Annotated in this window: 11 protein-coding genes; all 11 read left to right on the top strand. The window is 64.2% G+C overall.

Translation table 11 applies throughout. The features are described 5' to 3' along the window. Position 1: 1 nt before the first annotated feature. The 11 genes from ACTJJX_RS25155 (at position 2) to ACTJJX_RS25105 (ending at position 25,761) form a co-directional block, all read left to right on the top strand. Positions 2–2,965 (top strand): hypothetical protein, encoded by a 2,964-nt coding sequence (locus tag ACTJJX_RS25155; protein ID WP_023082380.1) that lies wholly within the window; start codon positions 2–4, stop codon positions 2,963–2,965. Continuing rightward, positions 2,965–4,155, top strand: a complete 1,191-nt coding sequence (locus ACTJJX_RS25150) for a hypothetical protein (RefSeq protein WP_019486217.1) — start codon at positions 2,965–2,967, stop codon at positions 4,153–4,155. Before ACTJJX_RS25155 ends, ACTJJX_RS25150 begins: the two co-directional genes overlap by 1 nt. A 67-nt stretch (positions 4,156–4,222) precedes the next feature. Continuing rightward, positions 4,223–4,813 (top strand): hypothetical protein, encoded by a 591-nt coding sequence (locus tag ACTJJX_RS25145; RefSeq protein ID WP_023082381.1) that lies wholly within the window; start codon positions 4,223–4,225, stop codon positions 4,811–4,813. Between the two features lie 4 nt (positions 4,814–4,817). After that, positions 4,818–7,427, top strand: a complete 2,610-nt coding sequence (locus tag ACTJJX_RS25140; protein ID WP_023082382.1) for a hypothetical protein — start codon at positions 4,818–4,820, stop codon at positions 7,425–7,427. Beyond that, positions 7,420–8,583: a hypothetical protein gene (locus tag ACTJJX_RS25135; protein WP_023082383.1), complete on the top strand. Its 1,164-nt coding sequence runs from the start codon at positions 7,420–7,422 to the stop codon at positions 8,581–8,583. Before ACTJJX_RS25140 ends, ACTJJX_RS25135 begins: the two co-directional genes overlap by 8 nt. After that, positions 8,583–10,475 (top strand): hypothetical protein, encoded by a 1,893-nt coding sequence (locus ACTJJX_RS25130; RefSeq protein ID WP_023082384.1) that lies wholly within the window; start codon positions 8,583–8,585, stop codon positions 10,473–10,475. The genes ACTJJX_RS25135 and ACTJJX_RS25130 overlap by 1 nt, the downstream gene beginning before the upstream one ends. A 356-nt stretch (positions 10,476–10,831) precedes the next feature. Continuing rightward, positions 10,832–13,006 (top strand): hypothetical protein, encoded by a 2,175-nt coding sequence (locus ACTJJX_RS25125; RefSeq protein WP_223813022.1) that lies wholly within the window; start codon positions 10,832–10,834, stop codon positions 13,004–13,006. A 15-nt stretch (positions 13,007–13,021) separates the two neighbouring features. Further along, positions 13,022–24,373 carry a PLxRFG domain-containing protein gene (locus ACTJJX_RS25120; protein ID WP_023082387.1) on the top strand — a complete coding sequence of 3,784 codons (11,352 nt, stop codon included), beginning with the start codon at positions 13,022–13,024 and terminating at the stop codon, positions 24,371–24,373. Positions 24,374–24,485: 112 nt separating this feature from the next. Further along, positions 24,486–24,725 (top strand): holin, encoded by a 240-nt coding sequence (locus tag ACTJJX_RS25115; protein WP_004354898.1) that lies wholly within the window; start codon positions 24,486–24,488, stop codon positions 24,723–24,725. Continuing rightward, the gene (locus ACTJJX_RS25110) at positions 24,709–25,236 is read left to right on the top strand and encodes a glycoside hydrolase family protein (protein WP_023082388.1); all 528 of its coding nucleotides are present in this window, start codon (positions 24,709–24,711) and stop codon (positions 25,234–25,236) included. The genes ACTJJX_RS25115 and ACTJJX_RS25110 overlap by 17 nt, the downstream gene beginning before the upstream one ends. Before the next feature lie 3 nt (positions 25,237–25,239). Next, a complete protein-coding gene (locus tag ACTJJX_RS25105) occupies positions 25,240–25,761 on the top strand; it encodes a hypothetical protein (RefSeq protein ID WP_023082389.1) in 522 nt (173 codons plus the stop codon). Positions 25,762–25,767: the final 6 nt, after the last annotated feature.

Genomic DNA, 25,767 nt, shown 5'->3' with positions numbered 1-25,767 from the left:
TATGACCACGGGCGTAGAGCTGCGTTTTGACGCAGTACCCAGCGGCTACGTCCCCTCCAGCAGTCGCAACGTCACGCTGGGTGGCGGCCCGCCGGCGAACCTTCCCGAAGGAACCATCGGAGTTTGGGGCATTCAGCCACCGCTGCTCTCGCGCGATGCCCGGGTAGTGCGGACAATCCTTCCGGACCCGCACGCATCGGCGGATCTCGACTTCTCTACCGTTGACCCCGCCTACGTGCCGCCAGCGTCCAATGCTGTGCTGCTTCAGTGGGGTGAGTTGCCGCCGGTAGAGGGCCAAACGGTTTTCCCGGGCGGATTCAGCGATTCCATGGTACCGCCACCGGCGATCCGCACTCAGTATCGCTTTGTGTTGCCTGTAGGATCGTCGCACCAAGCGTTCGGCGCCGCCAAGGCTTGGAAGTACAGCACGTTCGTTTCGGCCTACGGCTTCAATTCGAACGTCATCGGATCCCACAACGCACAGAACAAGCACCGAACGGTTCAGCCGACCGGATTTGTCGCCTACCAGAGCGGGCAGGCGAACATCATCAACCGAAACCGCTATGTGGCGGCCGGCAACATTGCGCCGCCGCCGTGGGGCGCGAATCCCACGGTTTGGCTGTACACCCGCTACCTGAAGCCTGGCGGCCTACTGGCGACCGCGATCCCGGATGTCCACCGCATCAGCCACGAACGCCAGTTCGTGCAGCTCAATGCTGGTGTTCCAGCGCCAGGCATGGGGACGGCATGGGTCAGTCAGGGAACGCGCGTTCTGGAGCCCATTGGCACGTTTCTGGATGCCGTGGCCAGACCTATGGTCGGCGGCACGCGCTTCTTGGAGCCGCCAGGCTGGGATTCCTCGGCATTCGGCACGCGGATCATTCCCGAATCGCAGACGGTCGCGCCTCAAGGCTTCGCCGAGTTGTGGGGGCAGCAGGCGATCAACAACTGGCTCACCTTTGCCGAGCCGGCCGGATTCCAGAGCACCGTCCAGGAAGAATACCGCTGGGGCCGCGCAGACGTGTGGAACCTGCGCCAGTACGTGGTCCAGGAGTACGACCCGGACAGCGAGTTGAACCCGCCACCCTGGTCGCAGTGGACGCTGGTGGAGAACCGAAACCGTCAAGTGGGCACCATCGGCATGCCTTCGCCGCCAGCCGGCTTCCCGCAGATCGACAACAATGCCAGGCCGATCCTGCCAGGCGGCGTGGCGCCGCCGCAGATCACCACCGCAGCCATGATTGCCTACGGCCGCCGTTACCTGCCGCTGGAAGGCATCGAACCGCCGCCGATCCTGAATTGGCATGCCGTCTACAACGGCGCGAGGGTGTTGGTGCCGACCGGGAATGCGCAAAGCGCTTTCGGTGTTGCGAGACTGGAGAACACGCGGCGTTACTTCGACCGCATCGGCGGCTTCGACTCGGCGGATATCGGCATCGCGTTCATCGATTTCGCCATTCGCGGTATCAGCATCGAGCCGCGCTACAGCATCGAGCCGCCGGATATCAAGTTGCCCGAGGTCAAGCTGTACACGCGCTATGTCGATCCGGCAAGCAACGACATGCTGAACATGGGCCTGGCGGCTCTGTCGATCCACTTCAACGCGATAGGGCCGAGGTGGGCGCACAAAGACCTGTTCGGCGATCCGCGCATCCACAACGTGACGCCGGAGGTCGCGACCTTCGGGGCGAACGCCGAGGAATTCGGTTCGGCCTTCGTGCGCCTGCAATGGCGTCCGGTGGCGCCGGACGGCAGCAACATGCAGTTGTTCGGCCAGGCAAAGATCGCCGACCGCAAGCAGACCATCACGGTTCCAGGCACCAACCTGCTCAGGATGGGCGACAAGCTGGTGGTGACCAAGACCGGCGCGCCGCCGTACTCGCCGCAGAACATCATGGTTGATCAGGCGGTTAACACCGGAGCGGTGCTCGGAAAGCCCGGTCTGAATCAGTACGTCCTGTACGCGACAGGCATCCGGGCGCCGGACATCGAGGAGCCGACGGTGCGCATCATGGGAGTGAACATCGACGCCGGCATCAAGGTGGACGGCTACGGCCTGCCAGCCGTGAGCTTGAAGCTGCGCAAGCTTACGGTGGACGAATGGCCCGACGCTGAAGTGTTCCAGCCATCCAAGCCGCGTCTCACGCCGCACACCATCTGGGCGGTGAAGGAGGCACCCGAGCAGGCTAAGCAGAACCATCCAGCCGGTAACCTGCACTATGTAGGGGAAACGCTGGTTTATCCTCCGGGCGAGCGGTTCGGCTCGGCGCGCATCAGCACCTACTTGGGCATCCTCAAGCCATTCCCGCTGGGCGACGTGTCGAAGGTGGGTGAGCACGCGATCTACCTGAAACGTCGCTACCTAGAGCCGCGGGGTCTGCAGGCGTATCGCATGGGGTGGGCGATCGTGGGTGATGGCACCCAGTTCGTGGCGCAGTTCGCCGGTGCTGATTCGATGTCACTGGGGGCGCCTGCTGTAGCCCGTGGCCCCTACTACGGCCCGCAAACGGTTCGGCCTGCTGGTCTGCTGGCCCCTGGCCCAGGTGGGGCGACATGGGTATCGCTGCTGGATCGTCGACTCCAGATGACCGGACTCTCGTCGCTGGCTATGGGGTATTCGCGTGGAGAGGGTCCGTACCAGTGGCAGTCGCTGCATGTTGGGCCGCCGATGCCGACCATTCCAAGCGGTACCGACACATCAGCATTCGGCACAGCCTGGGTTTCGCTGCGGGTACGAGGGGTTGAGCCGGACGGCTGGGAGTCGTTCATCTGCGAATACGACCCGTCGCACTTCGCGGATCGCATGCGAGTCCGCAACGTCTTCATCCCACCGGGTCCAAATGCCCAGTCCGTGGCACCTGTAGGGTTGGATTCAGTGGGTGTGGGCGTGCCCAATGTGCGGCCAGGTGTCCACTACATCCGCCCTGACGGCAACGCCGATCAGTACCGCAAAGGAGCCTTCTGATGGCCACGACTTCCCTGGTGCCGCTGGCCGGCATCAACAACGTCGCCGAAGATGCCGCGCTGCAACGCGGCGGCGAGAGCCCGAGGCTCTATGTGCGTGACGCGGTGAACATAGACCTGTCGCCGGCCGGCAAGGCGCAACTGCGGGCCTCTTCGCGCCAGGTCACGGACCAGCCGTTCCGCCAACTCTGGCAAAGCCCACTGCACGGCGACGCCTTCGGCGCCCTGGGCGACCAGTGGGGAAAGGTCGATCCGCATTCATGGACGTTCGAGCCGCTCGCACAGATCGGCGAAGGGGACCTGTCCCACGAGGTGCTGAACAATCGGGTGTGCGTCGCCGGAACGGCGGGCATCTTCACCTACGATGGCGCGAAGGCCGAGCGCTTGACGCTGGACACCCCGGCGCCGCCGCTGCTGGTGGCAGGCGCCGGATCGTTGAGTCAAGGCACCTACGGCGCGGCTGTGGCGTGGCTGCGCGGCCCCCAAGAGTCGGCGCCGTCGCTGATCGCCTTCGCGGACGTGACCGATGCCGGCGCGCTGGAAGTCACCTTTCCGCTGTGCCTGGATGCCAGCGTTACCGGCGCGCGCCTCTACCTGACGCGAGCGAATGGCGGCGAGCTGCTGTTGGCCGGCGACTACCCGCTGGGCGCGGCCACGCTCATCCTGCCGACGCTACCGGAGCTGGGTCGACCGGCGCAGTTCCGCCACCTGTCGCCCATGCCCACCGGCAAGTACCTGGCGTACTGGCGCGGGCGCCTGCTGACCGCGCGCGCTAACGTGCTGCGATTCTCCGAAGCGCTGACGTACCACCTGCATGATGAGCGTTACGGGTTCGTGCAGATGCCCCAGCGCATTACCTTCCTGCAGCCGGTGGACGGCGGGATCTGGGTGGGGCAGGTTGATCACGTCGCCTTTCTCGATGGTATCGACCCGGCAAGCCTGAGCGTGTCGCGCCGTGCATCGCGGGCTCCGGTGCCTGGTAGTGCGATCCTGGTCCCCGCCGAGGCGGTAGGCACCAACGCATCACCGGATGGCTCGCCGGTCGCCGTGTGGCTGGCGGAGAACGGCTACGTCATGGGCACCAGCAGTGGCGCCATCGCCGAAGTTCATGCAGGCGTGCTCACCGGTATCACCGGCCGTGCCGGTACCTCTGTAGTGTTCGACCGCCGTCTGCTGACGGCTGTAAGCTGAATCACCCCGAATATCGGGCCTTCAATCGCTGCGCAGGAGTGCGGCATGGGACTTCGGAGAGAACCCTATGCAACGCATTAGCAGCGCTCTGCGCAAAGAACTGGCCGCCGACCTGGCCACTGGTAGCTTCGACATCACCGAAAACGGCATTGCCTTCCCGCGGCTCAGCGTACTGGCCGGTGGCGAATACTTCGGCCGCATCAACAGCGGCGAGTGGGAGAAGGAAGGTGACAACCTGATCCCCACCGAGGGCCTGGCGCACATCCTCAACATTGCGCTGGGCAGCAAGCCCAAGGTGTCGTATTTCCTGGCCCTGTTCGCCGGGACGGCAGCACCTGCTGCTAACTGGACCGCCGCTAACTTCGCCGCGGTGGCCTCGGAAATCACCAGCATGACCGAGGGTTACACCAGCGCTACCCGCCCAGCCTGGACGCCGACCGACACCGCTACCGGGTCCATCGACAACATGAACACCGTGGCGACCGTAACCATTGCCACAGCGTCGCAGCTCAACGTCAACGGCGCCGCGCTGCTGACCAACAGCACCAAGGGTGGAACCACGGGTGCGCTGGTATCGGCGTCGAAGTACGCGGCGACTCGTGTGTTCCAGAACGGCGACACCTACGATATCGGCTACCGGCTGAACCTGACTGTCTAAGCCGATGTATTCGCCGCGCCCCTACGGACGTTTCGCGGAAGACGCGGAGCTTTCCGCCGACGATGCCGCCGCTGTCGAGCGGCTGGCCAGGAACCTGACGAACTTCAAGCAGGCGTCTGACCTCGCCAACCTGAAGCGCGTTGCGGACCTGCCCAGCGGCCGGCAGGCGGTGGCCATCGACATGGGCGGAGTGTTTCGCATCCTGGTGCTCGAGCAGCATGAGCTTCCGCAATTCCGTTTCGACGGGGTGGCACAGACCAACATCCCCATGCTGTTCTCCGGCGTCATCACCCGCGCCCAGGTGCTGACCGATGGGCAGGGCGTTGGCATCAGGTTGACCGAGCAGACCCGGCGCCGGCTGGTGGCCTACGACCCGAAAGCGGCGCTTCCGCCGAAGGATGTGGCGTTGCAACGCTTCGTCATCAAGTACGAACCGCGCTTCCAATACTTTGAGCCGCCCCAGCAGGGCATCTACACCTTCACGCAGTACGTCAAGCAACGCCCGACCTGGTACAGCGGCGCCATGGCCGAGGTCATGCAGGTGGCTGGCGGATATGGGCGGCAGGTCATGGCCGAACTGCCAGAGGACGACCTTGAGCGCGCAAGGATGCTGATTCCCGAGCGTTACATGCGGCAGATCCGCCAGCAGGTCGGCAACGTGCGGTTGCCGGCCTACACCGGCTTCCCGGACGAGCAGGGGCAGTTCAAGTGCGAGTACCGCGCCAGCCGCTGCAACGTGGTCGCCTTCGATACCGGCAACAGCCCGTGGTTGCTTCAGATTAACGCGCGTGGCGTCTATGCCATGCCGCTGCCTGTGGTGCCGGCCACCACCACCGAGGCTTTCCGCGAGTACGTGCTGGAGGTTGGCGACGACGAGTTGCTGAAGCTGCTGGACCGCTTCGGCGGAATGCCGACTGGCGAGGGCTTTCCGCAGGCGGAACAGGACTTCGAGGCGTGGCGCCGGGCCGGGGTCATCATCAAGGTGTGCGACACCGCCGACTTCTACAGCTTCGAGGCCATGTATGCGGCCTGCGGCTGGGCGGTGAACAGCCGAGGCACCGAGGGCTTCAACACCTGCTGGACCTACGACAGCGCCGGCCTGATGCAGGTGCATGCGTACAAGATGAAACTGTCGTTGGCGCCTGCGGAGAACCAAGGCCGTCTGCTCAACACCTGGGACTACGATAGCTATTCGGACGTGAGGGAGGCGCAAGGCAAGCTCAATGCATATCTTGCGAAGGTCTATGAGGCACTGGCAGAGAACGGGGCGCGTGAACTGGCCATCAAGTACAAGATTCGCCGTGTTCCGGCCGCCGACATCCTCGCGCGGGCCGACTCGTCCAGCGGCCCGGACGTGGACTACTGGGACAGCCTGGAACTGCCGCCCATCGCCGCCCATCAGGGCCGTGTGTCGCGCGTCTCCAGTGGTCCGTTCTACTGGCCGTCCAAGGTCTTGAAGTCTTGCACCCGCCTGAAGTTCCCCGAACTGACGGGGCAGGGGTGCGAGTCCTTCCCGCACATCTCGCCCGACTATTCCGGCGGCGCAGTGAAGTGCGACACCATAGTCTTCGGCTGCTATGTCGAGGACCAGTTGCGTGTCATCAAGTATTTCTACGACGAACGCAAGTTCCAGCAGGAAACGACAAGCACGTTCGAGCAGTACATGATCGTCGGCCAGTGGGAGAAGACCGAAACCTTTGGTCTTAGCGGGCTGATGGGGTTCTTCTACACGACCGACTTCGACGATCGGCAGGAGCAGCCGGCGGTAACGGTCCATACCAACATCGTCGGCACCGACATGGGCTATGGCAACCCGGCTTACTCCACGCCGCCAACACTCTGGTGCGTCGGCGGCGTGAGCCGATCCAGGTACTACATGCACCGCACCACGGTAGACACTACCGAGACGTTTACCCTGGACGTGGCGGCGCTGGTGCCGGTGTTCGAGCGAGACTGCATGCTCTACGCCTACCAGGACCATACCGGGGGACGCAGTTCCCACGAGGAAACGACGCAGGGCTCTGTGCCTGATCCCACGTCCTACGAACTCTGGTGCTACGACGACATCTGGCACTGGATGGGGCAGACGCGGAACGGGAACCGGGGCGACCCGCCATCCAAGGATGGGGTGCCTGTCTATGTCGACACGCTGGTCTACAGCCCCACCGAAATCAGCGACTTCGCCGAGAGTGGCAACTGGCTGAACCTGCCACCTGGCGGGTTTCTGGATGTCACGGGCATCTGTGGGCCGTACACCTACCGCAACTCCGTCCACAACGCCAACGGCGTCATCATCGGCGGCGAGGCGCCAGGCTTCGATCCGTACCGGAAGGACACCCAGTACCCCAACGAGAGTAGCGGGCGCCTGAGTGTGTGTCTGTCCGTGGCCGGCGCTGTTCAGGTCAACAAGGACATGCCGCACTCGTGGTACTGGGGCTTCTCGCCCGAGAACGACTTTTACTTCTACCGCGACGCCGTGCATGTCGCCATCGGCGACGCCCGGTACGCCAGCATCTACGAGACGGGCCAGGATGGACTGCGCCGCCGCTGGGGGCATACCGCACTTGCCGATCACAAGGCGGCCCACCACTTCATAGGGGTTATCAATGAGTGACTACCGCGACGATTCCAACGACACGGCGGTAATCAGCGACTCGGCCTGGATCGGCCTGACCGCGATCAGCGAGGGAACCGCCAGGATCAGCGAGACGGTGCTGTTCGGCCTGCTGGTGCTGCATACCGACACCGCGGTGGCTTCCGACGAGGCAATTGACCGTCCGGGGCACCTGCTGGCGGACCAGGCACACGCCAGCGACGAGGTGACCGACCAGTTGCGCGCCAGGGTGCTGGTGGTTGAAACGGCTACGGCGGGTGATCGCGTCACCGGCACCCTTCGTGTCCTGCACGTCGATGACGCCCTGGTGTCGGATGGGGTGCTGGATCGCGTGCGCGGCCTGACGGTGGACGGTGCCACGGTGGCCGACGAAGCATTCGGCACCCGTCATGCGTACACCCTGGTGCTCGATGCCGCGCGCATCAGCGACAGCACCGGCCAGGCCGCCAGTGTCCTGGTCGAGGACGCCGCCACCGTCAGTGATCAGGCAACTGGGACGCTGCACGGTCGCGTACTGCTGGTGGATGGGGCGTCCCTCGCCGACGAGGTGGTGGACGCGCACCAGGCCGTGCAGGCGCTGCTGGTGGACGGGGCATCCATTGCCGCGCTGGTGCTGGACCATCTGGTGGCGCGCGACCTGGTATCGGATGCCGTGGTGATCGAGGACATCACCGTGGGGGGCGACCAGGACGGCGGCCAGGCTTGGACCGCAAACGTCGATAGCTGGGCGATGAGCCGCTACGCGCCATATACCTTCCGGTCGCTTGCTGTGATCGACGGTCGACTGTACGGGATCGCCGAAGACGGCGTTTATGCGCTGGACGGTGACAGCCAGCCGGTGGCCGGCAGAATCGCGACCGGGAAACTGGACATCGGCCAGGGCGCGCTGGTGCATCCGCATAGCGCCTATCTGGAGTATGCACTGGATGCTGATGGCACGGTGGCCATGGACGTGACCACCACGCAAAGCGGCAGCGCAGTGACCTACAGCTACCCGCTGGAGAGCGAGCCTGCAGACGAGTTGACCAATGGGCGCTTCAAGTTCGGCCGGGGCCTGCGCGGCAGGCACTTCACCTTCACGCTGCGCCTGACCGGCCGGCGCGGCTATATCAATGACCTGAGCGTCGAATCGGCGCCGACCAACAGGAGAGTGTGATGGGTATCGCACCGGATAGCATCCTTGGCGTTGCGGTGGACACCGTTACGGACAAGATGAACGACCTTGAGGCGCTGGGCAGCAAGTACAGCGCAGAGCTGTCTGCCGCGCTGGCGAAGATCGGCGACATCACGGTGGCTGACGTGCCGGCACCGACGCGGCCGGATGCGCCTATCGCTTCGCCGCCGCCCGTCAACCTGGGCGAGCAGCCGACCTATAACCCGTCGCCGCTGATCAAGCCGGAAGCCCCTGGGGGCCTGAACATCGATGATCTGCTGGCCGACCTGGACGTGGGCGATATGGACGACCTACCCGACGCGCCGACAATGATCCCGATCAACATCCCGGACGCGCCGAGCATGACGGCCATCCCGGTGCCGGAACGCCCGGACATCGACACCACGGTGGAGATTCCCGATGCTCCGCAGATCGCCATGCCGGACATGGAAGCGCTGGAACAGATCCGACTGCCGGAATTCGTGTTCCCCGAGTTGCCCACGTTCGACGCCACGCCGCCGGACGCGAGCGGGATCACGGTGCCCAACGTCTTCATCAACTGGCTGGAGCCGGAGTACCAGTCCGAGGTGCTGGACGAGTTGCAAGCGAAGATCAAGGAACTGATGGCGGGCGGCACCGGACTGCCGGCGCCCATCGAGCAGGCGCTGTTCGCCCGTGCCCGCGAACGCGACAGTGGCGAAACCACCCGCGCCGTGCAGGAGGCGGTCGATACTTGGGCCGCCCGCAATTTCTCCATGCCGCCGGGGATGCTCGCCAGGCAGGTAGATGTGGTACGCGAGCAAGGCCGGCTGAAGGCGGCCGAACTGAACCGCGACATCCTGGTGCAAGCGGCCACCTGGGAAATCGAGAACCTGCGCTTCGCCGTGCAGCAGGGCCTGGCCCTCGAGCAGTTGACCGAGAACATGCACCAGAACATGGTGCAGCGCCTGTTCGAGGTCGCCCGCTTCCACGCGGAAAGCCAGATCAACGTGTTCAACGCGCAGATCAGCCTGTTCAACGCGCAGAACGCGGCCTTCGAGACGCTGGCGCAGGTCTACCGCACCAAGCTGGACGCGGCCATTTCCAAGCTGACCGCCTACAAGACCGCCGTGGAGGGCCAGGTGGCGCTGGGGCAGATCAACCAGCAGCGCGTCGAGGTGTTTAAGGCCAAGCTGGACGCCGTACAGTCGAGCGTCGAGGTCTACAAGGCGCTGATGCAGGGCGCTTCAGTGCGCGCCGAGACGATCAAGAACCAGTTCGATGCCTACCGCGCAGACGTGCAGGCGTATGCCGAGCAGATCGGCGCCGAGAAGGTCAAGTTCGACGCCTACGAGGCCCGCGTCAAGGGCGAGTCGGCCAAGGCGGATGTGCTCGATGCGCAGGCCCGTGCCTACGCTTCAACCATCCAGGGGCTGGCGAACAAGGCCGATGTCAAGGTCAAGGGAGCGCAGATCAGGATGGAAGCGGCGCGCACCAAGGTGTCGAAGTTCTTGGCCGACGTGGACGCCTACAAGGCCACCCTGCAGGCCAACCTGAGCGAGGTTCAGTACAACACGTCGGTGTTCCAGGCCCAGGTAGAAGCCTGGCGCGCAGCGGCCAGTGCCAACGTGGCCGACGCCGAAATGCAGTCTCGCTTTGCCGACATGAACAGCCGGACTAACATCGCTTACGCGGAAATGCAGATCAGCGAGTACACGGCGAAGATGCAGAACGCTGTACAGCAGGCTCAGATCGCTCTGGAGGCGGCGAAGGCCCTGGGGCAATACACCGCTCAGCTCGCAGCCGGTGCCATGTCGGCGGCACATGTATCGGCCAGCATCAGCGGAACCGGAAGTGCCAGTACTCAGGAAAGCAAGAGCGAAAGCACGCAGACCAGTTACAACTACAGCTATTGATGGCCAGGATCTGACTTGGGATATATTCAGCGCTTTCATTGTGTCCACGGCTATAAGGAAGAGTCATGCACAGAGTCGTCGCTAGGCTTTTGGGGGCAGTAATTGCGCTGTTTACCCCAATATTGGTTTTTGCAGACAAATACGGGGTTGATGAGTCAATTCGCGAAAGCTCGGGGAACCTAGAGTTAAGAGACGTAGTTGTCGGGGCTATTATAATTTTTGGTCTTATCTGGATTTGGAAGAAGATTACCGGGTAAACACATAGCCAAACGCTCCGCCCCCCGTAGGGTTAGCTCCGAAGCGGCCTGGACCGGAATATTGAACCGGTATCCAGGCCGTTTCTTTAGGGGCTTCACATGTACGGGTTCAAGAAGGGCGCCAAGCCCAAGCAACGATTTGCAGATGGTGGGCGGGTGCGTGGTCCAGGCACTGGCACCTCCGACGACATCGACACCGAGGTACCTGCGGGCAGCTACATCATGCCGGCCGACTCGACCGAGCAGATTGGGGAAGCGGCGTTGCAGGGTATGGGGGCGCCGGTTCCGGTCAGCCTGAGTAACGGCGAGTACCAGATGCCTCCCGAGCAGGTTCACGCCGTTGGCGTGCAGGCGCTGGACGCTGTGAAGAATGCCACTCATGTGCCGGTAGCCCAGCAGGCAAAAGGGTTCTCTCCGCGTAAAAGGGGAGGGAATGGCGCCGAGAAGCCAGAATTGTTCTTCGCCGACGGCGGGGTTGTTGATGGAGAGCGCAAAAAGCAGACCCGTTTCGACATCACCAACACGCCCGCCGCCCAGCGTGCTGCTGGCGTTGTGCCGGAGGCATCGGCTCCCGTAGCCACCAGCGGCTACAGTGCAGACCCCACCATGGCAAGGGCGCAGGCCAATATCGATGCTGAACGGCAAGCAATGGCTGTGCATCGGCAGCGCACTGCTGATGCCGCGAATCTTCAGCCAGGAGTGGCGCCTGGCTACAGCGACAACCTCTATACCGCCAACGCCCAGGCACGTTCGGATGCAGCCCGACAGCAACAGGCTGTGGCGCAGTCCGGTGCGCTGCCAGATGCGCCGTCGGCGCAAGGCTTCGCGCCCTCGCGACAAGGTAATGACCCGGCCAGAGCTGCAAGGATGCAGGCTCAGTTTGATCAACCGGTAACGGGCCCTGATCGATCTAAAGCTGCTGGTTTCACTCCGCAATACCGCACCGAGGGACCAGGCTGGCGAACCGATTCGGTTCTTCGCGGGACGGGTGACGACGTAGCGCAGCAGTGGGCATCGGGTGAGTATGCCCGTGGCTTTGGAACTGGCGTGCGTGGGGCCCTTGCGGCGGTTCCCGCAGCGTTCGCTGATGCTGGTGAGGATGTCGGTCGACTGGCGGAACCGGTGGTCAACTTCGGTAAAGGGCTATTCGGATGGAATGACACTCCGCCGGCGCTTCGTGGTCAGCAGGCAGCCCAGGGTGCAGCGGCGCCAAGTTCCAGTGCTGCGCTGGGGCGAGGCCAGGTGTTGCCGGCTGCTGGTGCGCCAACCGGGGCGCTGGAGTCGGCGGCGAATACTGGAGCCGCTATGCCAAGCGCCGGAGGCTCGGACCTGCCCAACAACGTGACGCGAGTGGGTAACAGCTTCTCCGGTACAACAATCCGCCCAGGCTACACCGTTAACGGGGAGGCTCAAGCTGCCGGGTTCACCCCAGGTGGTCAGCGGAGTGCTCAAAACCAACGCGCAGTGGAGAACCTGCTGGCCCGAACGCCTGATGTTGGTATGGGGTTCAGGCCGAGTTCTGTCTCCCAGGTACCGCCGATGGCCCCGGACGCGTTGGCTCAGTACAACGCCGGTAACTCCGGCGCGCCTCGGGTAACCGTGGTTCCCGATAGCTCTCGGGCCGATAGCGTTCGCCAAGCCGCCTTGAATGCAGCCTCAACACCTTATCGCGGTTCGCCGAACGGGCAGTTAACTGCCCGCCAGATCGACAACCTGTTCCGGCTGCAGCAGAGCGATGACCGCAATGCTACGTCCCTGGCGAGCACTCGAGCGAATAACGACACGGCCTTGGCGCGGGAGCAGGTGCAGCAGCAGGGCGCCAATCAGCGCGCGGCCCTACAGGAAATGGGGCAGGGCGCGCGCTTCCTCGCCTCCAACGAACTCGATCGCCAGCGCCTGGCTGGTGAGCAAGAGGCCAGGGGCTTCCAAACCCGCGCCGCCCAGCGCATCGAGAAGCTGTACGAGCAGTACGACAAGGCTGCTCCCGAAGACCGAGCCGCGATCGCCGAACAGATTCGTGTGCTAGCCGGTAAGGACGCTCCGAATCGCTTCACCGTGGTACCCGGCGGCCAGGAGTACGACCCACAGGCCATGCAACTTCTGACGCGCCCTGCACGAGTACTCAACAATCAGACCGGCCAATTTATCGACCAGCAGGGCCAGCCGGCAGCGGCCGCCGGCGGAATCCCGCAGCCGAAGACTGCGGCCGAATACGAGGCCCTTCCCAAGGGCACCCAGTACATGAAAGACGGCCAACTGCGCGTCAAGGGCTAAGAGAGTACAGAGGACATGGCAGATACCTGGGGCGAGAACGACAAGATCGTGGATACCGCGGACTTCGGTGCGAACGACGAGGTGGTTGGCAAGGGGGAAGAGGGTCGCGGTGTTATAGGGCATGCGCGCGACCTCGGCCTGTCTGTGGCCAAGGGGGTGATTGGGGTTCCGGAAGCGGCTGTTGGCCTCGCTGATATCCCAACAGAGGGCCGCGTAGGTAAGTTCCTCGAGAACCAGGACGGCATGCTCGGCTTCCGGCCCCGGGAGGCGAAGGATTTCCTGAATGATCTGCACACCGATCAGTACAAACAGCAACAGCAGGACTTTCAGGATGCTGATGGCGTCGTAGACAAGACGCTGCATGCTGTACAGAACCCGTCGATGGTCGTGAACACCGTAGCGGAGTCTTTGCCTTCCATGTTGGCGGGGGGCGCGGTTGGTCGTGGCGTTCGGGCGCTGGCTCCAGCGTTGGCACCTGTGGCAGCCGGCGCGGCTGGCGAAGGGGCGGTGATGGCTGGTCAGCAAGCAGAGCAGATCCGCCAAGAAACTGATGACGGCTTGCTCACTCCGGCGCAGTCGGGAGCTGCGGTGGCCACTGGTGTGTTGGGAAGTCTGTTTTCCCTTGCCGGCGGTAGCTTGGCCAAGAAACTGGGTATCGGTGATGCGGATACCCTCCTCGCTGGTGGTGCCAACCCAGGACAACTGGTCAGCGAGCTGGCGTCCATGCCGGCGAAGAGCATTCCGCGGAAGGTGATAGAGGGCGCAATCTCCGAGGGCTTCCTTGAGGAACTGCCACAGTCCGCATCTGAGCAGGTTCTGCAAAACCTGGCGCTGGGACGGGACTGGGCCAGCGGCCTGGATGAAGCGATGGTAATGGGAACGCTGGCCGGGATGGCCATGGGTGGGCCGGCGGCGGTTCTGCATGGCGGTCAGCCGGCAGCGTCCCGTGGCCTGGCTGATGCGGACGCTACCTTCGAGAGTACCCCGGGCCTTGAGGGGCAGACCGAGACGACTCCGCCACTGGCACTCCCAGCTCCAGTGTATGAGGCTGGTCCTGACGGCCAGGTCCGGACCACGGTCGACCAGAACTCCGCTACCCAGGTACAGCGTCAGCAAGAGGCTGAACGTCTGGACCGAATCCGTCGAGGTGAAGTCACCGATGTGACTCCGGTCCCGGCGGCCCCAAAGCGCTCCGAGCAGATGGGCCTGGACCCGGCTGCTGGGCCACTGTCTGGTGCTGCTGCGCAGGCCGTGGACAGTGGCGCAACTGACCAGATGGTGCAACAAGCCGCGCTCCAGCAGGCAGCCGAGGCAGCGAAGAAAGGCGACAGGGCCAGGGACGCGCAACCCGACGAGGCCATGCTGAACAACGCCCTTGACGCGGAGATTGAGCTGCAAGGTCAGGTGCAAGACGACATGTTCCGCGCCGGCATCAACCCGGAAACCGGCGAGATTGACGACGCTCACATGGCGCGCCTGAACACCGAGCGCGAGACGGATCTGCGCGGCCGACTGGACTACGTGCAGCAGACCGCGCGCGCCAACGGCTGGGATTCACGCCTTATCGCCGAGCGCGACCGGCTCCAGGCAGAACTGGAGAAGATCGCGCCCAAGCAGGCCGAACCGGTCCCCACCACTTTGCAGCAGGGCATCCAGACCGCGCAGATCAACGCCGACGCCCAGCAGGCGCAGGCCGATGCCGCGCAGGCGCCCGCCGACATCAAGGGCGTGATCGCCAAGAAGATTCCCGACATGAGCGTGGCCGAGATTGAGCAGGCCATTACTCACTACGGCCCAGACCACAAACGCACCACGAGGCTCCAGAAGGAGCTGGACAAGCGCGGCGTACAACTCAAGGAGGCAGGTAATGCAGGTGAAGCTCAACGCCCAGCAGAAGCGCAAGCAGCACAACCGACTGCGCAGCCTACGCCGGCAGCGCAACCCGTACCGGCCGCGCCTGCGGTAGCCGCTTCGGTCAACCTGAAGGACGCCATCGTCAAGGTACGCCAGGACAAGGTTTCGCCGAAGTCTGAGGGTGGTGATGCGGTCAAGCAGGAACCGTCGCAAGGCGTGGATCAGCGCTACCTAGACGATGACAGCAACGTCGATCCGAAGGCGCGCGCATACACCATCCCAACTGTGCAGGCCATGAAGGAGGCTGTTGACCTGGTAGGGAAGGATCAGTTCGAGCGACTGGTCGCTGACCGTGGAGATCGCCGCCCCACCGACCGTTTGGAGGCGGCTGGTGCTGCTCGCATGGAAATGGTCGCGCGCAAGGTCGTCGATTACCACGACAAACAGCGCGCCACGAACACGCCGAACATCAATGCTGAGGCCGGACCGCCGGCAACTGTGGAAAAAACTATCTCGGTTCAGGCGGATACCGCTGAGCAGATCGAGGCCGCTGCGCACGAGGCTGCCACCAGCCCGCAGAATGACCGCCCCGAGCCCAGTGACGCGCAGAAGGAGGCCGGCAACTACGCCAAGGGCCATATCCGCGTGCAGGGCCTGGACATCACGGTGGAGAATCCGCGCGGATCCGACCGCGCCGGCAAGCGTCCAGACGGTTCCGAGTGGCGCCACACCATGAGCGACCACTACGGCTACATCAAGCGTACCGAGGGCGCAGATGGCGAGCAGGTGGACGCCTACATCGGCCCGAATCCCGAGGCGGCGCGCATCTACGTGGTGGATCAGCTTGACCAGCAGTCGGGCGGGTTCGATGAGCATAAGGTGATGATGGGCTTCGACAGCCAGGATGCTGCCGTTGCCGCGTATCGCTCAAACTTCGACGCCGGCTGGAAGGTCGGCCCCGTCCGCGATATGAGCGTGGACGAGTTCAAGGCCTGGCTGAAGGAGGGCGACACCACCAAGCCAGTGAATGAAAGTGCACCGGCCGCCAGTGAAGCACCGAAGAAGAAGCTGCGCGGCGTGTTGGCGAAAAAGTACCAGGCGGAGACTCAGGCTCGCGCCGAATACTTCACTCCCGGCAACGTGGTGCGCAGCTACGGCGCCAACTACGACAGGGTTATCAGCTACAACCCGACCGAATCGGGAAGCTGGACCGTCACGGTGCGCAGTGTACGCAAGGAAGGCGACACCTGGGTGGATGTCCCGGGCGAGAGCGAGCGCACTCACATGACGGCGCCGGATGCGCGCGACATGAAGCGCGGCCCGGCCGGCCGTATCGCAACACAGGGAGCGCCAACCGCCGATGAGTTCCCCTTGAAGGAAGCCGCCGCCAGCTACTCCGGTATCTCGAACAGCAGCAGCCAGCGAGCGAAGTCCGATGCGGATGAGTTCCAGACCTACATCGACGTGGCCCGCGACGCGGGCGCTGTCGTGGCGCGCACCGATGCTCAGCGGGCGGCCGTGGAGCAAGCCGCACGAGAATTGCGCGCCGATTACCTGGCCCAGTACCGACGCCTGATGAACGTGCGCGCCGGCACCTACAGCGGTTATGTTGTCGGGCGTTCTGGACTGAACAGCAAGCAGGCGGACAGGCGCAACAGCGCCTACGACCGCGCCATCGACACATTCGAGGCCTGGCAGAAGGCCAATCAGGATCGCGTGCGCCAGGCGGCCCTGGACGCCCGTACCGACGAGGAAAAGGCGGCAGATCGCCAGGCCGCCGAGCAGGCCCGCGCCGACAAGGCGCAGCGCAAGGAAGACGGGGACCGCAGCCTGATGCGCAGGATTCTGTCCTGGAAGAAGGGCAGCGAGCCGGTGGCGATCACCAAGGCCGCGCACCTTGCCGGGGTGAACTTCGGCAAGGATGGCTACCCGACCAGCATTAAGTTGACGCCGACCGATGGCAGCGTGCTGACCAGCGACAAGTTCGACCTGGCGGCGCTGTTCCGTGAGCGCGGCATGAGCGTGCCGGAGTCGAAACGCCGCGTGCGTGAACTGGTCGATTTCGTGCGCGCCGAGGATGCAGCCCGGCCCCAGTCCGAACCGGCAGAGGCACCCAAGCCCGAGCCCGCGCAGCCCAGCGATTCGAAAACCCCGACGCTCGATGCGCATGTAGCCCTCATGCAGCGCGCGCGCAGTGGGGAGGCGACCGCCGACGAGTTCCGCCAGGCATTCGAGCGTACGCAGAACGCCCGCGACGCCCTGGTGGCCGAGCTGGGCACTATGAAGAAGGATGACCTGCTGAAGTCAGGCGGCTACAGCTTCTTCCACCGCTACCGCAACGAGAAGAAGGCAGCGATTGTCGATGCCCTGGCCGGTCGCGTGCTGGAGGAATTTGCGCTGGGCCGCAGCTACGGCCCGAGCAGCTACGTGATGTCGGCTGCCGGCCTAGAAGCGCACCGCCAGGCCAAGGCCAGCGCGCTGGCCGAGCTGGTGGCGAACACCACCGACGACGACATCAAGGCACACGCCGCCGAGGTCGCCGAGGCGCAGCAGGAAGTCCAGGCCCGCCGGGAAGCGCAGCAGAAGGCTGTCGCCAACCCGCAGACCCTCGCCGAGTTCCGCCAGGCAGTGAGCTACAACATGGAGGCGCACGGGGAGTCCCTGCGGGAGGCGTTCATGCGCCTGACGCCGGAACAGCGTATTCGCTACGACGAACTGGAGGCCGAGAGCACTAAGGCCCTGCGTGAGCAGGCCAAGGCACAAGCCAAGATCCGCGTAGCCAGCGCCGGGCAGACTACGGCCGGCGACATCATCGAGACGAAGCACACCAAGCACGGGCATGACCTGTTCGTTGTGCAACTGGCCGAGCGCGTCAGCCGCGAGGACTACGACACCCTGAACAATTCGGCGAAGCGGCTGGGCGGCAGCTACAGCAGTTATCGTGGAAATGGCGCCGTCCCCGGCTTCCAGTTCCGCACCCGCGAGGCGGCCGAAGCATTCCGTAAGTTGGTGACAGGCGACACCGCCGACGCGCAGGCCGTTGCAGAAGCGCGCCGCGACGCCTTCGAGGATGACCGCAGTCAGGGCGCCGCCGAGCGACTGCGCACCATGGCTCAGGCCCTCAACGAGCGGGCCGATGAAGCGCTGAACCGCGAGCGCAAGCAGAACACCGAGCGCCGTGCGCGGATGGCCGCCAGCGCCGAGGCCTCTGCGCGGTCCGACAAGGCACTGGCCGCCACCATGAACAACCTGGCCGATGCCATCGAGGGCGGCAAGGCCAAGTTCCTGGACACCGTGCGGCAGAAAGTGCAAGTGGAGTTCCTGGCGCGGGAACTGCGCAATGCGAAGGACGCGCAGATTCGTGCGAAGTACCCGACTTACGGCGAGCAGGAGAAACACCGCGGCGAGCCGGTGGACGCCGAGACGGTGGACTACTCCACCTTCCCCAGTTACACCGCCATGCGCTCCGACCTAGCGAGCCTGGCGCGCCAGATGGCGGACGTGGACGGCCTGAAGAAGCTGGCCGCGCGCCTGGAGAAGGTCGCCGACGACGTGACCGAGGCCTACACCGACTGGGCCAAGCAGAACCTTCTGTCCGTCAGCCGCTTCACCCGCGGTGACCAGTTCGCCGACTTCAAGAGCCGCGAGGATGCCGAACGTGCCATTCGCCGCTCCGGCCTCACCGGCAAGGCCATCGTGCTTCCGGTGAAACGCGGGCAGAACCGCATCGTCATGGCCCCCAGCGAAGCCATGAAGCTGGGACTCTGGCAGGGCGACGGCGACAAGCGCATCACGCTGTCCGGCGAGTTCGGTGGCGAGTTGGTGCAGGCCCTGGGTCGGCGCAGCGGCAGCAAGATCAACGTTCCGTCGGCGCTGGAGAGTGCGCACGAAAAGCGCAAGCGCCTGGAGAGCATGGGCATCCTCACCGGCAGCGAGTACCGCTCTGCACTGCGCGAGTTCGTAGCGCTGCGCGAGGCGCCCGCCGAGCCCGACAAGATCAGGGAAATGGAACGGTCCATGATCGGCCGCCGAAATGACGGACTGGACTTCTTCCCGACCTCGACCGTCGTCACCGAGGAAGCCATCGACGCCGCCGACATCCAGGGAGGCATGGACGTGCTGGAGCCTTCCGCCGGCATGGGCCATATGGCCGATGCGATCCGCGAGCAGACCGGCGTGGAGCCCGACGTGGTGGAGCTTTCCGGCGAACGCCGCGAGTTGCTGGAGGCCAAGGGCTACAACCTGGTCGGATCCGACTTCATGGACGTGTCCGGCAAGCAGTACGACCGTATCGTGATGAACCCGCCATTCTCCAAGGGGCGCGACATCCAGCACGTACAGCACGCCTACAGCCTGCTGAAGCCCGGCGGCCGCCTGGTTGCCATCATGAGCGAAGGCGCCTTCTTCCAGAGCAACAAGGCCGCCGAGAACTTCCGCGCCTGGCTGGACGGCCTGGGCGCCACCAGTGAACGGCTGCCGGAGGGTTCGTTTATGGACCCGGCGCTACCCGTCAATACCGGCGTGAACGCGCGCATGGTGGTGATCGATAAGCCGGCAGCCGAAGAGTCTCCAGCGCCGCAGCCCGGCGAACAACCGCCCGTGCAGTATTCGTTCGCCGGACGCAATGCTGTCGGCGCCAACCTGCATGCCCTGAGCACAGCACAGCAGCGCATCGCCATTGGCGAAAACGCCGAGGTCGTTCGCCGAGATACCGGCTGGCACCGTAGCGCTGATGGCAAGTGGCGCTTCGAAATCAGCGATCATCAGGCCAGCATCGCCGTGGCCGGTGAGACTGCTGGCGCCATCATCAATATGGCCCACCTCAATGCGATCAACGACGAGCGCAGTCGACCGACCGTCGGCGATGTGCTCAACCATCCTCAACTGTTCGCTGCATATCCTGACCTGCAGCGTATCCCGGTGGCAGTGATGCCAGAGGGCGTCACTGCGCTGGCTCGCCTACGCCGGTTCGCCACTGGTAACCAAGTTGAGGTTCAGGCGAACATGCCCCGCACCGAGGTTGCCTCGGCGATCCTGCACGAACTCCAGCATGCGATACAGATCCGGGAAGGTTTCGCCATGGGCGGCTCGGCCAGGGCTTTCGTCAGCAACTTCGACAAGACTGGTGCGGCTACCTATCGTCGTTTGGCTGGAGAGGTGGAGGCGCGCAACACGCAGGCTCGGCTGAAAATGACGCCGCGCCTGCGCCGGGACATTGCACCCGATGAGTCGGCGGACATCCCTGAAAGTCAGGTGCTGGTGTCGTTCAATGGCCGCGACATCGAGAATGGCCCGTTGCCGCAGAACCTGACGGGGCGTCCGCCGATGACCTCGCAAAGCCTGGTGCGTGCTTTCGACCTGCAGTTCCCAGCACTGGGCCAGGCTGTGCGCAAGATGCTGAAGCGCGGCAAGGAAGGACAACGGGGCGGCTTGGTGGTGATCGACAGCGCCGACCCGTTGCGCATCGCGCACACCTACGCGCGGAAATCCGGTACCGCACTGAGCGATGCCGTTCAACTGTTTGAGGATGGCGGGCGCATCAATGGCTTCTACGATGCCAGATCAGGTCTAACTTTTCTGGTCGGCCCGAACCTGAATCCGGTAACCGCACCGGCCGTGGTGCTTCACGAAATGGTTCACGGCCAGCAGCGGCAGAATCTCGACCAGGCTGCCCACGCCATGCTGATGAATCGCGGCAAAGTCCGGAGCGCCGAACTGCGCACCTTCCTGGACCGTGTGGCCAGCCGCATGATCGAGGCCGGCGAGAGCCGCAACATGAAGGAGGCCGCTCCGTATATCGTGGAGCAGGCTGTTATTGAAGGGCGAGAGCAGGGGTTCGCCGAGGCTGATAGCCGGTTCCTGTCCTGGGTAGACAGTGCGCTGGGCAAGCAGGTGGGTGACTTCCTGCGTAGGTTCCTGGCCAACATCCGTCAGTGGATGCTGCGCCACGGTCTGCCGGTTGGCCGTATCAGCGTGGACGATCTGGTGCGATATGCGATGGCTGGTGTGGAAAGCGCCGCCGAAGGCCGGGTACGGGGCGACGGCCTAGCCATGAGCCAGGACGACATGCGCAAGGCGCGCGTGCTGCAAGGTCCGCCGGTGGCCATCCTGGAGGGGAATGAAGCACCACAGGGCTTCGCTGCGGTTCGCGAGTGGGCGGCGAAGCTATTCGAGTCTCAAGGTGGCAAGGCAGTGAACCCGGACCTGGGCGATGTGGTGCTGGATATGCGCGCTGTGCGCGACTCGATGGCGCATGGCAAGGCCAACCCATACAAGTTCTCGGCGTTCGCGGCCGTCAAGGACGTGCTGGAGCGAGGTGTGGTGGTTCACCGCGCGGACTATGAGAAGGGGGAGAGTTTCTACGTATCGGCGCCGGTGGTGATCGACGATAAGGATGACATCGTGACCGTGTTGGTGCGCCGCGATCCGAACATGCAGCGCATGTATCTGCATTCGGTGGCCACAAAAGAATATCTCCTGAACCGTCGAGTATCCGGTGCTGATGCCACGATGGCAGTGCAGCCTTCCGGCTCGTCCAGTTCAGGAGACGTAGCCAGTGTACTCCAGCGGCTGCTGACCGCAAGCCTGAATGAACCCGAAGGTCCGCAGTTCAGTCGCTCCGGTCTGCGCGAACTCACCAGCAAGGCTACCGCCGAACTGAACAAGACCTTCAGCGCTCCGGGAGGCCTGTCCTGGTGGCACAAGACCATCGGCACCATGTACAACCTCGCAGAGCGTTCCCCGGCATTCAAACCGGTCTTCGAGTCGGCGCAAGGATTCATCGATGACGTGAGTTATTACGCCAGCGATGCGGCTGATCTGGCGCCGAAACTGCTGCCGAAGCTGGAAACCTGGCGCGACATCGCAAAGTCCCCGGTGGGCGCTGAGGACAACAAGGCGGTGGCCAAGCCGGTATTCGAGGGCACGCTGATGTGGGCGCGCGACGTGGACGGCAAGCCGGTGCGCGTCGATTCGCTGGCTGAGCGCGCCATGCGTCTGACGGCCGACGAGAAGGCGGACATCCTGCGGAAGCAGGGCAAGATTCCCGAGGGACTGCTGCGCGCCTGGCGCGGCCTGAGCCCCGAGCAGTTCGCCAAGATGATCGACAGCCGCTACGAGTCGCAGATGCTCAAGGCAGGCATCGTCTGGACCGACGCTGAGCTGCGCGACATATGGAAGCTCAACGATGCTCAGGTCGCGCTGTACCGCGAGTTCCGCGCCGCCACCGACCGTAGCCTGGACACCATGGCCCGCGCCGACATGCTGCGCTTCGGCGGCGAGGATGTGAAGGAACTGCGCGACCAGGTGATGGACGCGGCCGATGCGCAGGAGGGCGCCGCGATACTGCGCGACCACCTGGCGCAGATGGCTGATGCATGGCCGGAACGCGCCACGAACCTGCTGAACCTGGCACACGGCATGACGGATCGCGCCGAGAAGGTCGCCCAGTTGCAGGGCGAGGGCTATGCACCGCTGTCGCGCTTCGGCAAGTACACAGTGGACGTGGTGGGTCAGGACGGTCAGCGTGAATACTTCAGCCTGTTCGAGACGAAGCGCGAGGCCAACCAGATGGCCGAGCAGATGCGTGGCGCGTTTCCTGGCGCCACCGTGAGCCAGGGCACCCTGTCCGAGGAAGCGTACAAGCTATTCGCTGGCATCACACCGGAAACGCTGGAACTGTTCGGCAACGCCCTCGGTTTCGACTCACAGGGCGATAGCGCACGTGATCAGGCTTTCCAAGACTACCTGCGCCTGACAAAGACCAACCGCAGCGCAATGCGCCGGCTTATTCACCGAAAGGGCATCGCTGGTTATAGCGAGGACGTAGGGCGGGTACTGGCTTCGTTCGTATACTCCAATGCGCGGCAAACCGCCGCCGGCCTGCACATGGGCGACCTTTCCGAGGCTGTGAACGGCATCCCGCAGGCGCAGGGCGAACTGAAGGACGCCGCGGTACGGCTGGCCGACTACATCAAGAACCCGCAAGAGGAGGGGCAGGCGGTGCGCGGACTGCTGTTTGCACAGTACCTCGGCGGCTCCGTCGCGTCTGCCTTCGTCAACATGACCCAACCGGTCCAAGTGACTTTTCCCTGGCTGAGTCAGTATTGCGGGGTGAAGCGCGCTGCGACGGAACTGGGGCGTGCAGCACGTCAGATGGCGCATCGGTCCTATCAGTTCGAGCCGGACCTGGCCCGGGCATTAAAGCGCGCCGAAGATGATGGGGTGGTGTCCCCGCAGGAGGTCCACCAGTTGATGGCGCAGGCCCGCGGCAGCGGCTCGCTGCGCGCGGGGGACGGGACGCGCTTGGGTGATGCTCGAGCACTTGCGTCCAACAGCGTGGCGCGCCTGTCGATGGCCTGGGGCAAGTTGTTCGGCGCCGCAGAGCAGATCAACCGCCGCATGACCTACATCGCGTCGTATCGCATCGCCAAAGCGCAGAACATGGCCAATCCTGATGAGTTCGCGCGCCGGGCCGTGCGCGAGACGCAGTTCGTATACTCCAAGGCCAGCAAGATGCGCTGGGGGCGTGGTGCCGTCGGCGGCACCTTGATGACCTTCAAGACGTACAGCGTGGCCTATCTTGAGCTGATGCATCGCTTGTGGAATCAGGGTGAGCCTGGTTCGCAGGAGCGCAAGGACGGTCGGAAGGCTGCTGCCCTGATGATCGGCATGCTGCTGCTCGTCGGCGGCGCCGGTGGCTTGCCGTTCGCCGAAGACGCCGAAGACCTGATCGACGGTGCGGCGCAACTCATGGGCTACAACTTTTCTACCGCGAAGGCCAAACAGGAGTTTCTGGAAAGTCTGTTCGGTCGGGTGCTTGCCGACTTCATTGATCGCGGGGTGTCCGGGCTGCCTGGGGCTCCGCTCGATGTATCGGGCCGGCTGGGTATGGGGAACCTGATACCCGGAACCGGTCTGCTAACTGAAAAGACCAGCCATACGCGAGACGTCCTGGAAATAGCTGGCCCGATGGGAGACTTTGCCAGCCGAATAGCGAGTGGTACTCGCAAGGTGCTGGGAGGTGATATCGGCAGCGGTATCCTGGAGATGTCGCCGGGCGCGGTGCGAAATGCGGCCAAAGGCGTGGATATGCTGGCCACTGGCATGTACAGGGACGCCAAGGGCTACAAGGTGCTCGACACCAACGTGCTCGAGGCCGCTATGAAGTCCATCGGCTTCCAGCCGGCCAGCGTAGCCACTATCCAAGGGGCCAACATGCTCAACCAGAAAGCAAAGGCCTTCTACAACTTGAAAGCCCAGGAAATTCGCAGCATGTGGGCGGCCGGCATCTTCGAGAAAGACCAGGGCAAGGTTGAGCGCGCGCGGCAAGCAATAGCCGACTGGAATCGGCGCAACCCTGACCAGCCAATGGCCATCCGAGTGCCAGACATCATGCGACGAGTCCGCGAAATGTCGCTATCGAAGGACGAACGGATAGCGAAGACCGCACCGAAAGCGATGCGGCAGCAGATGCGAGAGGATCTGGAGCGCACCCGCGCAACGCTGGACTGAACCCCCTGTAAGGATTTGCCGTTCTCTGGCTGTACCGAAAACTACCTGCCCAAGAAGCCGGGGCGTGATGCCCCGGCCTTTGGAGGATGGAGTTATGTCGGAGAGGGCCGGAATGGCGGTAGAGGTGGTGGGCGTTTCGGTGGCCAACAAGACCACGCTGGCTGGCGCCCTTGCGGGCGCGTTGGGCTGGCTGGCGCAGATCAACTGGGTGGGGCTGATCGGCGTGCTGGTCGCCGTCATCGGTCTGCTGGCCAATATCTATTTCCAGGTTCGCCGCGACCGCCGCGAATCAGCCGAGAGCGCTGCCCGCATAGAGGCCATCCGGGGGCGTTGCGATGTCGAACAGCCGTAACCGCGTGCTGGTTGCCGCGCTGACCGTCAGCCTGGCCGGCTTCGGCGCCTGGATGAAGTCGGAGGATTTCAGCGCGAAACCATACGTGCCGACCAAGGGCGACGTTCCGACCATCGGTTACGGCTCCACCCGCTACGAGAATGGCCAATCGGTGAAGCTGACCGATCCGCCGATCACCCGCCAGCGCGGCGAACAACTGGCGCGCAGCCTGATGGCGAAGGACGAACAGCAGTTCCGCGCCTCGCTGCCCGGCGTGAAGCTGTTCCAGGAGGAGTACGACCTGTACCTGGATTTCACGGGCCAGTTCGGCATCACCAACTGGCGCGGTAGTTCGATGCGCCGCGACCTGCTGGCCGGCAACTACCGACAGGCCTGTGACGACCTGCTGAAGTGGCGCAACCAGGGCGGGCGCGATTGCTCGCAGCCGAAGAACTGGGGGCCGATGGGCTGCAAAGGCGTCTGGACCCGGCAGCAGGAGCGGCATGCGCAGTGCATAGCCGCGCAGGAGTGACGCATGGGGACCATCAAGGAATGGATCGTCGGCGCGGTGTTGGCCCTGCTCGCCTCGGCGCTGCTGGTCAGCATGGGCTACCTCGCCGGGCGCGCGTCCATGCTGCGCGAGTACGGCGAGCTGGCAGGCCAGGTGCGTCAGCAGCGCGAACAGGCGGACGCCAAGCTGGCCGAGCTGACCGCGCAGCGCGACATGAAACAGGCAGCGCTCAATAAGGCCGCTGCCGACCAAGAGAGGAAGGACAACGATGCTCAGGCTGAAATCGCTCGCCTTGCTGGTGAGCTGCGCGACCGCCCTGTGCGCGTGCGCATCGTCCCCGCCGCAGGTGGGGGCTGTAGTGGTGGCGCCGCAGGTGACGCAGCCGGCGCCGCCGAAGCTGGTGCAGGAGACGCCGCCTCGGCCTACGGGCTACTACCGGAAGAAAATTCTCGACGCTTTAACGACTCCCTGAGCGAAGTCGAAACCCTGAGCGCGGCCTACAACTCGTGTCGCGCCCGGTTGATTCCCCAAGAGCCGACCCCGTAGGGAGGA

It is taken from the genome of Pseudomonas sp. 22490, assembly GCF_052044465.1.
Taxonomy (GTDB): domain Bacteria; phylum Pseudomonadota; class Gammaproteobacteria; order Pseudomonadales; family Pseudomonadaceae; genus Pseudomonas; species Pseudomonas aeruginosa.
The sequence above is the reverse complement of the archived record's forward strand: the minus strand, read 5'-3'. Positions and strand labels throughout refer to the sequence as shown.